Below are 14,052 nucleotides of genomic sequence, written 5' to 3'. Positions count from 1 at the left end.
CTGCGTTTTGGCTTAATTCGATGTCAGCGTTATACCAGCCAATTGCCCGGGCTCAACCTGTGGCCTCAGCCCCAGCAGCGGGGCCACCCGGTTGATCATTTCCGCCGCCACCGGCACCGCAGTCCAACCCGCCGTGCGCCGCGTCTCGCCCATCACATGGGTTTCGGGTTCATCCAGCGTCACGATCAGCACGTATTTCGGGTCATGCGCCGGGAACATGCTGGCGAAGGTGGCAATTACCTTGTCCTTGTAATAGCCGCCGCGCGGTTTCGGTTTGTCGGCGGTGCCGGTCTTGCCGCCTACGGCATAGCCGGGCACGTCTCCGAAACTGGCGGTGCCTTCTGTCACCACCTTGCGCAGCATATCACGGCTCGCCGCGGCCACCTGCTCGCTCATCACCCGCTCGCCATATTGCGGACCGTCGCGTTTCAGGATCGTCGGCACGATGCGTGTCCCGCCATTGGCAATCGCCGCATAACCCGCGGCCAGATGCATCGGGCTGACCGACAGCCCGTGGCCATAAGAGATTGTCATGGTCGAAATCTCCGACCATTTCGGCGGCGCCAGCGGGGTCGAGCCCTTGGCCTCGACGATCTCCAGCGGCGAGCGTTCCAACAGGCCCAGCGCCCCCAGAAACTCTTTCTGTCGCTTGGCGCCGATCATCTGGGCAATCCTTGCGGTGCCGATATTCGAGCTTTTGACGATCACCTTGGTGGTGCTCAACTCGTTGCCATAATTACGAAAATCCCGGATCTTGTGCTTACCCCACTTGAGTGGCCCGCGGGTGTTGATCGGGGTCGACGGGTTTACGAGACCCAGTTCCATCGCCTGCGCCACCGTGAAAATCTTGAAGGTCGAACCCAACTCGTAAACCCCCTGCACCGCCCGATTGAACAGCGGAGAGTCCGAGGCATCGCCCTCGGTCAGCACCTGCGGCCGGTCATTGGGGTCGAAATCCGGCAGGCTAACCATGCTGATCACCTCGCCGGTGTGCACATCCATCAACACAGCAGCCGCGCCCTTGGCATTCATCAGCTTCATGCCACCGTAGAGCACCCGCTCGGATGCCGCCTGCACCGTCAGGTCGAGCGACAATTGCAGCGGCTTGCCCGCCTCGGCCGGATCGCGCAGGAACCCGTCCTTGATCTTTTCCACGCCGGCCACGCCGATCACTTCGGCCGCGTCCACCCCTTCCTTGCCGAAACTGGCTCCGCCCATCACGTGGGCCGCCAGCTTGCCATTGGGGTAAAGCCGCATCTCGCGCGGGCCAAACAGCAATCCGGGGTCGCCGATATCATGCACCGCCTGTTTCTGCTCGGGGCTGATCTTCTTCTTCACCCAGACGAACTTGCGCTTGCCGGTGAAGTCCTTCATCAGCCGCTCCCGCTTGAGATCCGGGAAGATTGCCGCCAGTTCCCCGGCCACACGCTTGGGCTCGATCATGTTCTGGGGATGGGCATAAAGGCTGTGGGTTTCGAAATTCGTCGCCAGCACCCGCCCGTGACGGTCGACGATGTCGGCCCGCTGGGCAATGATCTGTGCCGCGCTGGCCGCTGCACGCGGCTCGACCGGTTCGGAATTGGCCATCATCCCCATGCGTGTGCCGATCACACCATAGGCGCAGAAAAACACCACCCCCAGAACCAGCAGGCGCCCCTCGGCGCGGGCGCGGGACCCTTCGTGCATTTCCTCATGGCGCTGACGGGTGTTTTCGCGTTCGATCGCGTCGGGGTTTTCACCCTTGGCACGGGCTTCGAGAATACGGGCCAACGGGCGCAGCGGTGTGCGGATCATTCCTCACCTCCGTCGCTCGAGACATCTACGGCGTTTTCAAGATTCAGCAGCGTCTTCTGCGCCGGGTAGCTCACCTGATCGACGCGACCAAACTGATCCGGGGCCAGCGGCAACAGGCCCAGGCGCTCGAAATTGATCTCGGCCAACTCGCGCAGCCGGTCGGGCCGGTTCAGATAGGCCCATTCGGCACGCAACATCCCCAGCCGGGCGCGCTGCTCGCCAATATCGCGGCGCAGATCGTCGGTTTCACCCAGGGCTTCCTGGGTTTTGTAATTCTCGTGATAAGCCCAAAAGGCCAGCCCGATCACCAACAGCGACGTGATCACGTAAAGCAGGCTTTTCATATGCGCGTTCTCCCCAAATGCGGCATACCAATTGCCTTTCTGTCCACCGGCCCCGCCGCGGCCTCGGTGCGCACGCCAACCCGCAGCTTGGCGCTGCGACTGCGCGGGTTTTCCTCCAATTCCTGCTCATCTGGCCCGATGGCCTTGCGGTTCTTGACCGTGAATTGCGGCTCGCGGGTAATCTCCGGTGCGTATCGGCTGCCGCCTCCCGTGCTCGCCTTGGCCTGGAAAAACCTCTTCACCATTCGATCCTCGATCGAATGAAACGTCACCACCGCCAGTTGCCCACCCGGTTTCAACGCCCGCTCGGCCGCTTCCAGCCCGGCAACCAACTCGCCGTATTCATCGTTCACCGCGATCCGCAGCGCCTGGAAAGACCGCGTTGCGGGATGGCTCTGACCAGGTTTCGGCCTGGGCAAGGATTTCTCAATGATCTCGACCAGTTGCAGCGTGGATATGATCCGTTCTTCTGCCCGCGCCCGGACGATATTTCGGGCAATCCGGCGGCTCGCCCGCTCCTCGCCGTAGTGATAGAGTATATCCGCCAATGCGCCTTCTTCGGCCGCGTTGACAATATCCTCGGCGCTTGTGCCCTCCTGGCTCATCCGCATGTCCAGCGGCCCATCCGCCATGAAGGAAAACCCGCGCTCGGCCTGATCGAGCTGCATCGAGCTCACCCCCAGATCCAGCACAACCCCGTCGAGATCGCTGCCATATTCATCCAGCTTGGAAAACGTCCCCTGCACCAGCTCTAGCCGGTCGCCATACTCGCCGATCCAGCCCGCCGCCATCTCAAAGGCCAGCGGATCGCGATCGACACCGATTACCTTTTCGGCCCCGGCCTCCAGCAACGCCCGTGAATAACCGCCCGCACCAAAGGTGCCATCCAGCCAAGTCCCCTTTACAGGTGCAATCGCCCGCATCAGCGGGCGCAACAAGACAGGGATATGCGGAGCGTCGGCCATGGTCTCGACCTCCTCCGCCATCATGCGCCGTCTCCGCCGCCGGCCTGATCCTTGGCCTGATCCAGATAGATCAATGGATCGAAATCATCCGGCAATTCGTCCAGCCAGGCCTCGGTCCGCGACAGTTCCTCTTCTTCATAGGTCTCGGGCTTCCAGATCTGGAACGTGTCGCCCGCCGCTATAAAGAACGCCTCTTTGTCCAGCTCGATCTTCTCGCGCAGCTTCGCCGGCAGCACCAGCCGCCCGGTCTCGTCCACGTTTGTCGGAAAGCTCTGCCCATGGAACATCCGCTGCAACATCCGCCGCTCCATCGAGCCGCGCGGCAGCGCTGCGATCTTGTCATCGACCTCGTCGATGGCTTCCATCGTGTAACATTCAAGGTAATTGCGGCGGTGATCTCCGTAAACGATCACCAGGTTCGGGTTCAGCCCCTCGGTCCAATCGGGATCTCCAGCCTCAAGCACACGGCGAAACGAGGCCGGGATAGACACCCTGCCTTTCGCATCCACCTTGTGGTGGCTTTCACCTCTGAACCTGCGGCCCACTGTCCCTTGGTCCTCTTTACCTCTTGCGCCCGGAACATCCGGGGCTTGAAAACGGAAACGGCGGATCGATCTGCTGCCACTGATCGATCCGCCGCCCTCGTCCCGCTATGCGGGGTGTCCAGCTGCGCGCGCCACCTGGGGGGATGTCTGCTCGCCCGCGCGCCGGATCTCTTCGTTTCGGATGAAGCGGGTGCCTGTATGAAACCTGACTTAGGGAGTTTTTTGTTTCGGGGTCGTTTGGTGCCCCTTAATTCCCGTCCTCATCTTGAATACAGGGATAGCGTGGGAATTCATGGGTATCAACTGTTTTTTACGGGATTACGGCACATCATCTTGTTTCAGGACCCCCTCCAGAACAAGATATAGGGGTTAATTTGACCAAAATGGCACCGAACCTAGCGGAACTCGCGGCAACCACCCACTACATCTAGTAACCAGAGTGAACGTCAAAAAACTTCCCACGATTTCCCATTTTTTCCGCGACACGCCTCATATATCCAGCAAATCCGACCGATTCCAGCCACTTTTCCGCGCGAATCGCGGCCATTCAAGCCGGTTTGATTCGAGTTTTTGACCCAAATCCCGGATCGATCCCACGATTTCCCATGCCACGTCCCATGCGTTCCCACGCGCTGCCCATTGCCCGCCCATGTCGGCCCCTCCTATAAACCCCCGCCCAAACCGGCCTATTGCTCATGCGTTTTCTGATTGCCCTGTTCATGCTGATCGCCAGCAACTGATCAATCCGGCCGCCCATCACGTGGCCGCTTTCCCCACATGGCGTGGCCGGTTCGGCGCCGTGCCCATGGTATTCACGCATGACGCGGTTGAGTTTCACGACAAAACCCCTCCGATCACCCGCGACTCAGCCATCGCCCTGGCGATCGATTAGTACGAATACTGTAACGACATCGTCGATCAGGGCACGGGCTCCAGCACTGTGCACACCTCCGGTCTGCAAAACAGTCGCTACTGGTTCTTCCGGTGGGATTGACGGCTGCAATTGTCGCCCCCGCGTCCGGGCGGGGTGGGCAACCACCACAGCACCGCCTTGATCAACAGCTCAATGGGTGGGAGCCCTGACGCGGGCCCCGGCTTGATCTCAGACGACCCCGCCCGCGATCAACTTGCCAGCCAACGCCGCATAGGCCCCGGCCATCACACCCTCGCCCGCAGCCACCGGGCGACCCTCGTCACCGCCCACGCGGGTTTCCAGGTCAATCGGCAGTTGCGCCAGCAGGGGTGCGCCGATCTTCTCGGCCTCGGCCTTCACGCCGCCATGACCAAACACATGCTCTTCATGGCCGCATTTGGGGCAATGATAGACGCTCATGTTCTCCACCATCCCGATGACCGGGATATCCATCTTGTTGAGCATATCGATGCCCTTGCGCGCGTCGATCAACGCCACATCCTGCGGCGTGCTCACCATCACCACGCCGGAAAGCTCGCTTTTCTGGCCCAGGGTCAACAGCACATCCCCCGTCCCCGGCGGCAGGTCGACCACCAGAACATCCAGCTCACCCCAGTTCACATCCGTCAGAAACTGCTGCAACGTCCCGATCAGCATCGGCCCGCGCCACACAACCGCCTGGCCCTCTTCCAGCAAAAGCCCGATCGACATCACCTTGATGCCATAGGCCTCAGGCGGCAGTAGCTTGCCTTCCGGGTCGCCCTGCGGGCGCTGATGAATGCCCATCATTCGCGGCTGGCTCGGTCCATATATATCCGCGTCCAACAACCCGACCTTCTTGCCAGCCTTGGCCAGCGCCACCGCAATGTTGGCCGACACGGTGGATTTGCCCACCCCGCCTTTGCCAGAGCCCACGGCGATGATCTTCTTCACTCCCGGCGGCAGGATCTTCCCTTCCTGCGGCTGCGGGTGCTGCCCAACCTTCAGGTTCGGCGGCGGTGCGGCCTGCTGCTGCTGCGACGGTCCATGCGCCGTCAGGACCGCTGAGACACCGGACACCCCGTCCAGCGCGCCAACAATCTTGACTGCCGCCTCGCGGATCGCTTCCATCTTGCTGGCATCCTCGGGTGTTGCGGCCTCGATGACGAATCTCACCTGGTCGCCATCGACATTCAGCGCCTTGATCATGTCCTTGGACACCAGCGTGCCGCCCTCAGGCAGTTGGATTCGGTTCAGCTCTTCAAGAATTGTCTCGCGCGTGGTGCCCATCGGTCGGATTCCCTTTTTTCAAAGTCTGACAGAACCTGTCGGTTTTTCCGGGGATTTCAAGTGAATTGCACATCTTTCACGCGAATTGCACATCTTTGCCGCATGTTAATCCTCAAACGCTTGTTTCCCATCAACTTTCCGCAAGGTTACGTATGCAAATGCTGCATAGCAGCAATTCCAAAACGGGGGTTTTCGCACCTGCAGCATAACCCTATCTTCCTCCCATCGAATGAAGCGAAACGCAAAAGGATGGCCATCATGGCATATGTGAGCACAAACCAGGCAGTCGCGGAACGCATCTCCGTTGGTGCAACCGGGATTGTCTCTGCCATCGAATCCCTGACCGAGCGTTTTGCCCGTTACCGGTTGTACCGCCGCACCCTTGCGGAACTGTCCAACCTCAGCGACCGCGAACGCACAGATCTGGGCTTCTCGGGTCAAAGCGCGCAAGCCGCAGCCTACGAGTCGGTCTACGGTTCGCGGGGATAAGATTAAGGATCAGGTCCCTCCCTCCTCCCTTTGAGGGTCCTGTGTTCTGGCGGTGGAGCCGTTCCTCCTCCCTAGGCTCCGCCGCCACAAAATTTGAATTGCATCGGGACTTCCTCCTCCCTGTTTCCGGTGCAAAAAAAGAAACGGCGGTGCCCTCCTCCCTGGCGCCGCCGTTTTCTCTTTTCCGACCCACAACAGCACCAGCGCCCATTTTTTGGGAAACCCGAGATCAACGCGCGCCGCGTTAAGCTTTGGTGTCGTTAACAGGTGAAGGCAAAAACGCCCGACAGATACCCGACAGATAGCAGACGGAGTCCAGCCCCCTTGGCACCGACCGTACGGTGCCGTTAACCAATGCTCAGAACGGGATGTCGTCGGCGCCGCTGACGAACTTGGAGATCACCTTCTTGGTGCCGGCTTTGTCGAAAGCGATCTCCAGCTTGTCACCCTCGATGCCGATGATTTCGCCATAGCCGAACTTCTGGTGGAACACCCGTTCGCCCATCACGTGCGAGGACACCGCATCCAGATCGATGACCTGATTTCTGCTTTCTTTTGGCTGGCTTACGGGGCGGTCCTTGATCCGGTCCTGCATCCGCTTCCAGCCCGGGGAGTTATAGACATTGGCCTCGGCCACACGGGCCTCAAGCCCGCCGCCCACCGGATTCGCCGCGCCATACCCCCCGCCATACAGCCCCGGCGGGGTCAGCACTTCAACATGCTGCTCGGGCAATTCATCAATGAAGCGTGACGGCATCGCGCTCTGCCACTGCCCATAGAGCCGCCGATTGCCCGCAAAGCTGATCGTACACAGCTCCTCGGCCCGCGTAATCCCCACGTAGGCCAGGCGACGTTCCTCTTCTAAGCCTTTGATTCCACTTTCATCCATCGATCTCTGCGAGGGGAACAAACCATCTTCCCAACCCGGTAAAAACACGGCGGGAAACTCCAGCCCCTTGGCCGCGTGCAGGGTCATGATCGAGACCTTTTCATCCCCATCAGCCTGGTCATTGTCCATCACCAGGCTGATATGTTCGAGGAATCCCTGCAGGTTTTCAAACGCCTCCAGCGCCTTGACCAGTTCCTTGAGATTCTCCAGCCGCCCCGGCGCCTCCGGCGTCTTGTCGTTCTGCCACATGGTGGTGTAGCCCGATTCATCAAGGATGATCTCGGCCAGTTCCACATGACTCCTATCCGGGCTGCCCACCATCCGTCGCCAGCGCTCCAGCCCCTCGATCAAGCGGCCAAGTTCAACAGCACCTTTACCGCCCAAACCCTTGGAATCGAGCAGGATTCTCGCCCCATCCACAAGCGACACACCGTTGCTACGTGCAGCATATTGGATCTTCTTTTGCGCCACATCACCCAACCCGCGCTTGGGCGTATTGACGATGCGTTCGAACGCCAGATCATCATCTGGCGAGACCACCAGCCGGAAATAGGCCATGGCATCACGAATCTCCATCCGCTCGTAAAACCGCGGCCCGCCGATCACCCGATAGGGCAACCCAATGGTCAGGAACCTGTCCTCAAACGCCCGCATCTGGTGTGAAGCCCGCACCAGAATTGCCATGTCTTCCAGAGACTTCGGCTCCAACCCTCGCGTTCCACGCTGGAGTGATTCCAACTCATCGCCGATCCAACGCGCCTCTTCCTCGCCATCCCAATGGCCGATCAGCCGGACCTTCTCGCCGCCATCCTTCTCGGTCCACAGCTCCTTGCCCAGACGGCTTTCATTGCCCCGGATCACGCCCCCCGCCGCACCCAGGATATGCGGAGTCGAGCGGTAATTCTGCTCCAGCCGCACCACCTTGGCGCCGGGGAAATCCTTTTCGAATCGCAGGATGTTGCCCACTTCGGCCCCGCGCCAGCCATAGATTGACTGGTCATCGTCACCGACGCAGCAGATGTTCTTATGCGCCCCGGCCAGCAGCCGCAGCCACAGGTATTGGGCGACGTTGGTATCTTGGTATTCGTCGACAAGGATATAGCGGAACCAACGCTGATATTGCTCCAGAACATCTTGATGTGCCCGGAAAATTTCAACCACATGCAACAACAGGTCGCCAAAATCCACAGCGTTCAGCTCTTTCAACCGCGCCTGGTACTGTGCATAAATCTCGACCCCACGCTGGTTATAGGCACTCGCCTCACTGGCCGGAACCTTCTCCGGCGTCCACGCGCGGTTTTTCCAATTGTCGATGATCCCCGCCAGCATCCGCGCGGGCCAGCGTTTGTCGTCGATATTTTCCAATGCAATCAGCTGCTTTAGCAGGCGAAGCTGATCGTCCGTATCCAGAATGGTGAAGTTCGATTTCAGCCCGACCAGCTCGGCGTGACGGCGCAGCAGTTTCACACAAATCGCATGGAATGTGCCCAGCCACGGCATGCCTTCGATCGCCTGCCCCAGCATTCGGCCCACGCGTTCCTTCATCTCGCGCGCGGCCTTGTTGGTGAAGGTCACCGCCAGGATTTCGTTCGGCCGCGCCTTACCGGTGTTCAGCAAATGCACGATCCGCGTGGTCAGCGCCTTGGTCTTGCCCGTGCCCGCCCCGGCGAGCATCAAAACTGGCCCGTCCAACGCCTCGACTGCGTCGCGTTGTGCAGGGTTCAATTCGTTCAAATACGGATGCCCCCGCGCTGCCATCGCGCGCGCGGCAAGAGAGGCCCCTTCAAAGGCTTCGGATTCGTCAAAACTGCTCATGGGCACCAAACTAGCGCCTGATCCTCTCAAGATAAAGAGATGTTCGCGCCTTGTTCCGCTAAATCCTGTGGACAAAACGCCCGCCTGCGCCATCAATACGATGCATGGACCTGCACACCAGATACCCCGGCCTCAGCGATCTCAGGGCCCGCGCCCGCCGCCGCATTCCGCATTTCGTCTTCGAATACCTCGATAGCGGTACCGGGGGTGAAGCCACGCTCAGACGCAACCGCGAGATGCTGGATCAGGTGCGCTTCATGCCTTCGGTTCTGCGCGGCCCGATGATGCCCGATCTGGGCGTTAAGCTTTTCGACAGGGATTACAAGCTACCGTTTGGAATCGCACCTGTGGGCATGTCTGGCCTGATGTGGCCGGATGCGGAACGCAAACTGGCGGAAACCGCGACAAGGGTGGGCATTCCCTATACATTGTCCACAGTCGCGGCCCAGACGCCTGAACATGTTGCGCCCGCGTTGGATGACAGTGCCTGGTTTCAGCTCTACGCGCCCAAAGACCCGGAAATCCTGCGTGATATGCTGATGCGCGCAAAAAATGCAGGGTTTTACGGTCTTGCCATGACGGTCGACATCCCCGTGGCTTCACGCCGCGAACGCCAAACCCGCTCCGGCCTGACACAGCCGCCCAGCCTAACACCGCGTATCCTGTGGCAAGTCGCACAATGCCCGGCCTGGGCGCTGGCCACGGCCCGGAATGGCCGCCCGCGCCTGCGGATGATCGAAACCTATGCCAAGAACCGCAAATCCCTGCCCTCGACTGAACATATAGGTTATCTGCTGCGTACCGCGCCCGATCTCGACTATGTCCGGCGGGTGCGCGATCTGTGGGATGGCCCGCTGGTCCTCAAAGGCGTTCTCGACCCCGAACAGGCCAATGGGCTGGAGAACGAAGGCATCGACGGCCTCTGGATTTCCAACCACGCCGGACGTCAATTCGATGCCGCGCCATCGACAATCGAGATGCTGCCCGCCATGCGCAAGGCCACGCCGCTGCCGATCATCTTTGACAGCGGTATCGAGGGCGGGCTCGACATCCTGCGGGCGCTGTCCTTGGGCGCCGATTTCGTGATGATGGGCCGCGCCTGGCATTATGCCCTTGGCGCGCTTGGGGACGCCGGCCCCGACCACCTGGCTGACATTTTCGAAAAGGACCTCCAAGCCAACCTGGGCCAGATCGGGATCGAGCATTTGCGTGACTTGCCCCCGCGCCTGCTGCCTCTGCCGGACCATTTCACCACCTGACAACCAGACCGCCAAAACGATTCTCGAACCGCACGACCCGAGCGATCACCGCCTGACAATCATCCACGGCAAAGCATTTTTTCGTCCCCACCCCTCCCTGCGCAACAAAATGTCGGGCGGACCCAACCGCGAACGAAATGTTACAGAAATATTGCATGGTAGCGATTGCATCCCTTGCAAGCCCTCCATTCCGCACGTTAGCACACCGCATATCCATGCCTGAGCTGACAGACCCGGAGGGCCATTGCCAATGCCAGAGTTTCAGAAAATCCTTATTGCCAACCGAGGCGAGATCGCGATCCGCGTGATGCGCGCTGCCAACGAGATGGGCAAGCGCACGGTGGCGGTCTTTGCCGAGGAGGACAAGCTGAGCCTGCACCGGTTCAAGGCTGACGAAGCCTATCGCATCGGCGAAGGTCTAGGGCCGGTGGCGGCTTATCTGAGCATTGACGAGATCATCCGCGTCGCCCGCGAATGCGGCGCAGATGCGATCCATCCGGGCTATGGCCTTTTGTCGGAAAACCCCGATTTCGTCGATGCCTGTGCGGCCAACGGCATCACCTTCATCGGGCCGAAGGCCGAGACCATGCGGGCGCTCGGTGATAAGGCCAGCGCCCGGCGTGTCGCCATCGAGGCCGGCGTCCCGGTGATCCCGGCGACAGAGGTGCTGGGCGATGACATGGATGCGATCCGCCAGGAAGCGGCTGAGATTGGCTATCCGCTTATGCTCAAGGCCTCCTGGGGCGGCGGCGGGCGCGGCATGCGCCCGATCCATGGCGAAGACGAGGTCGAGGAAAAGGTCCTGGAAGGCCGCCGCGAGGCCGAGGCCGCCTTTGGCAACGGCGAGGGCTATCTTGAGAAAATGATCACCCGCGCCCGCCATGTCGAGGTTCAGATCCTCGGTGACAAGCATGGCGGCATGTATCACCTTTACGAGCGCGACTGCTCGGTTCAGCGCCGCAACCAAAAGGTCGTGGAACGCGCGCCCGCCCCGTATCTCAGCGAGTTGCAGCGCAAGGAGATCTGCGAGCTTGGCTACAAGATCTGCAAACACGCAAACTATGAATGCGCCGGCACGGTCGAGTTTCTGATGGATATGGAATCGGGCCAGTTCTACTTCATCGAAGTGAACCCGCGCGTGCAGGTTGAACATACCGTCACCGAAGAAGTCACTGGCATCGACATCGTCCGGGCGCAAATCCTGATCGCAGAAGGCAAAACCATCGCCGAGGCTACTGGCAAATCCGATCAGGATCATGTGCGCCTCAACGGTCACGCTTTGCAATGCCGGGTCACCACCGAAGATCCGCAAAACAACTTCATCCCCGATTACGGCCGCATCACGGCGTATCGCAGCGCCACCGGCATGGGCATCCGCCTTGACGGCGGCACCGCCTATTCCGGCGGGGTGATCACGCGCTATTACGACAGCCTACTGACCAAGATCACGGCCTGGGCGCAGACCCCTGAGACTGCTATTTCCCGCATGGACCGCGCCCTGCGCGAGTTCCGCATCCGGGGCGTCAGCACCAACATCGCCTTTGTCGAGAACCTGCTGAAGCACCCCACATTCCTGGGCAATGAATACACCACCACCTTCATTGATGAGACGCCCGAACTGTTCCGCTTCAAGAAGCGTCGCGACCGGGGCACCAAGGTTTTGACCTATATCGCCGATATCAGCGTCAACGGGCACCCCGAGACCCAGGATCGCCCGACGCCACCCGCCGACCTCAAGGCGCCCAAGCCGCCCGCAAACCGGGCCGATCCCGCACCCGGCACCAAGCAGATCCTCGACGAACAGGGCCCGCAGGCCGTTGCCGAGTGGATGAAGGCGCAAAAACAACTGCTGATGACCGACACCACCATGCGCGACGGGCATCAGTCTCTGCTGGCCACCCGGATGCGGTCCCATGACATGATCAAGGTCGCGCCGACCTATGCCGCCAACCTGCCGCAACTGTTCTCTGTTGAATGCTGGGGCGGCGCCACCTTCGACGTGGCCTATCGCTTCCTGCAGGAATGCCCGTGGCAGCGCCTGCGCGACCTGCGCGAACGGGTGCCAAACCTGCTGACCCAGATGCTGCTGCGTGCCAGCAACGGTGTGGGCTACACCAACTATCCCGACAACGTGGTGCAGGAGTTCGTCCGCCAAGCCGCCGTGACCGGCATCGACGTGTTCCGGGTCTTCGACAGCCTCAACTGGGTCGAGAACATGCGCGTCGCCATGGATTCTGTTGTCGAGAATGGCAAGATCTGCGAAGCGGCGATCTGTTACACCGGTGATATCCTCAACCCCGACAGGGCCAAGTACGACCTGAAATACTATGTTGGCATGGCCAAGGAGCTTGAGGCCGCCGGCGCCCATGTTCTGGGGCTGAAAGACATGGCGGGCCTTCTGAAACCCGCCGCCGCGCGGGTGCTGATCAAGGCGCTGAAGGAAGAGGTCGGACTGCCGATTCACTTCCACACCCATGACACGTCCGGCATTGCCGGGGCCACCATTCTCGCCGCCGCCGATGCCGGTGTCGATGCCGCCGATGCCGCCATGGACGCCTTCTCGGGCGGCACATCACAGGCCTGCCTCGGCTCAATCGTCGAGGGTCTGGCCAATACCGAACGGGACACAGGGCTCGACATCACAGCAATCCGCGAGCTGTCGAACTATTGGGAAGGGGTGCGCGCCCAGTATGCGGCGTTCGAATCCGGCCTTCAGGCCCCCGCCTCTGAGGTTTACCTGCACGAAATGCCTGGCGGACAGTTTACCAACCTCAAGGCGCAGGCGCGCAGCCTTGGCCTGGAAGAACGCTGGCACGAGGTCGCCCAGACCTATGCCGACGTGAACCGGATGTTCGGGGACATCGTCAAAGTGACGCCATCCTCCAAGGTGGTGGGCGACATGGCGTTGATGATGGTCTCCCAGAACCTGACCCGCGATGATGTCGAAGACCCCGAAACCGAGGTCGCCTTCCCCGACTCGGTCGTCGACATGATGCGCGGCAATCTCGGTCAGCCCCCGGGCGGTTTCCCCGAAACCATTGTTTCGAAAGTCCTGAAGGACGAGAAACCCAACACCGAACGCCCGGGCAAACACCTTGAGCCGGTCGACCTGGAAGCGGAGCGCACCAAGCTCAGCGCCGAGCTGGAAGGCTTCAAGGTCGATGACGAGGACCTCAACGGCTATTTGATGTATCCCAAGGTCTTCCTTGATTACATGGGCCGCCATCGGCTCTATGGCCCGGTCCGCACCCTGCCGACCCGCAGCTTCTTCTATGGGATGGAGCCCGGCGAAGAGATCAGCGCCGAGATCGATCCGGGCAAAACCCTTGAAATCCGCCTGCAGGCGATCGGTGAAACCAACGAGGATGGCGAGGTCAAAGTCTTCTTCGAACTCAACGGCCAGCCCCGCGTGATCCGCGTGCCCAACCGCCTGGTCAAGTCGCAAACCGCCCAGCGGCCCAAGGCCGAGGATGGCAACGCCAACCATATCGGCGCACCGATGCCCGGCGTTGTCGCCTCCGTTGCCGTCACCGCCGGCCAACAGGTCCACGAGGGCGACCTCCTGCTCACCATCGAAGCGATGAAAATGGAAACCGGCATCCACGCCGAACGCAACGCAACCGTCAAAGCCGTCCACGTCCACGCCGGCGGCCAAATCGACGCAAAAGACTTGTTGGTGGAATTGGAATAACGCCACCCGCAACGTCGCGCTTTTCAAACACCCGGTCCGCCGCCAAGCTGGCCGGGTGTTTCATTTCAGGAGGATCCCC

10 protein-coding genes and 1 pseudogene are annotated in these 14,052 nt (G+C 60.7%); 5 read left to right on the top strand and 6 right to left on the bottom strand.

Annotated features, from left to right (window positions below; all coding sequences use genetic code 11):
* Window positions 1-12: 12 nt before the first annotated feature.
* From RXV86_RS02835 to mraZ, 4 genes are read right to left on the bottom strand one after another with little or no spacing between them, the layout of a single operon-like run.
* Entirely contained in the window at window positions 13-1,794 is a 1,782-nt protein-coding gene (locus tag RXV86_RS02835) for a penicillin-binding protein 2 (RefSeq protein ID WP_316297297.1), read from the bottom strand.
* A complete protein-coding gene (locus RXV86_RS02830) occupies window positions 1,791-2,138 on the bottom strand; it encodes a cell division protein FtsL (RefSeq protein WP_316297296.1) in 348 nt (115 codons plus the stop codon). The genes RXV86_RS02835 and RXV86_RS02830 overlap by 4 nt, the downstream gene beginning before the upstream one ends.
* Window positions 2,135-3,124, bottom strand: a complete 990-nt coding sequence (gene rsmH, locus RXV86_RS02825) for a 16S rRNA (cytosine(1402)-N(4))-methyltransferase RsmH (RefSeq protein WP_316298425.1) — start codon at window positions 3,122-3,124, stop codon at window positions 2,135-2,137. Before rsmH ends, RXV86_RS02830 begins: the two co-directional genes overlap by 4 nt.
* Window positions 3,124-3,648, bottom strand: coding sequence for a division/cell wall cluster transcriptional repressor MraZ (gene mraZ, locus RXV86_RS02820; RefSeq protein ID WP_316297295.1), 525 nt, complete (start codon window positions 3,646-3,648; stop codon window positions 3,124-3,126). The genes rsmH and mraZ overlap by 1 nt, the downstream gene beginning before the upstream one ends.
* 760 nt (window positions 3,649-4,408) lie before the next feature.
* Here mraZ and RXV86_RS02815 point away from each other — a divergent pair.
* Together RXV86_RS02815 and RXV86_RS22045 are read left to right on the top strand one after the other, a co-directional pair.
* Entirely contained in the window at window positions 4,409-4,540 is a 132-nt protein-coding gene (locus RXV86_RS02815) for a hypothetical protein (protein WP_316297294.1), read from the top strand.
* A gap of 12 nt (window positions 4,541-4,552) precedes the next feature.
* A pseudogene (locus tag RXV86_RS22045) lies at window positions 4,553-4,642 on the top strand (hypothetical protein); the annotation flags it as partial.
* 108 nt (window positions 4,643-4,750) lie between these two features.
* On the opposite strand, the gene RXV86_RS02810 reads toward RXV86_RS22045, so the two are convergent.
* Window positions 4,751-5,830, bottom strand: coding sequence for an Mrp/NBP35 family ATP-binding protein (locus RXV86_RS02810; protein WP_316297293.1), 1,080 nt, complete (start codon window positions 5,828-5,830; stop codon window positions 4,751-4,753).
* 102 nt (window positions 5,831-5,932) lie between these two features.
* On the opposite strand from RXV86_RS02810, the gene RXV86_RS02805 reads away from it, so the two are divergent.
* Window positions 5,933-6,319 (top strand): DUF1127 domain-containing protein, encoded by a 387-nt coding sequence (locus RXV86_RS02805; RefSeq protein WP_316297291.1) that lies wholly within the window; start codon window positions 5,933-5,935, stop codon window positions 6,317-6,319.
* A 358-nt stretch (window positions 6,320-6,677) separates the two neighbouring features.
* Here the strand turns inward: RXV86_RS02805 and RXV86_RS02800 are convergent, their stop codons facing one another.
* Window positions 6,678-9,023 carry a UvrD-helicase domain-containing protein gene (locus RXV86_RS02800; protein WP_316297290.1) on the bottom strand — a complete coding sequence of 782 codons (2,346 nt, stop codon included), beginning with the start codon at window positions 9,021-9,023 and terminating at the stop codon, window positions 6,678-6,680.
* A gap of 104 nt (window positions 9,024-9,127) precedes the next feature.
* Here RXV86_RS02800 and RXV86_RS02795 point away from each other — a divergent pair, with 104 nt between their 5' ends.
* Window positions 9,128-10,282, top strand: a complete 1,155-nt coding sequence (locus RXV86_RS02795; RefSeq protein WP_316297289.1) for an alpha-hydroxy acid oxidase — start codon at window positions 9,128-9,130, stop codon at window positions 10,280-10,282.
* Window positions 10,283-10,532: 250 nt separating this feature from the next.
* Window positions 10,533-13,973: a pyruvate carboxylase gene (gene pyc / locus RXV86_RS02790; RefSeq protein ID WP_316297287.1), complete on the top strand. Its 3,441-nt coding sequence runs from the start codon at window positions 10,533-10,535 to the stop codon at window positions 13,971-13,973.
* Window positions 13,974-14,052: the final 79 nt, after the last annotated feature.

The organism is Aliisedimentitalea sp. MJ-SS2, from assembly GCF_032586155.1.
Taxonomy (GTDB): domain Bacteria; phylum Pseudomonadota; class Alphaproteobacteria; order Rhodobacterales; family Rhodobacteraceae; genus JAWHTC01.
The sequence above is the reverse complement of the archived record's forward strand: the minus strand, read 5'-3'. Positions and strand labels throughout refer to the sequence as shown.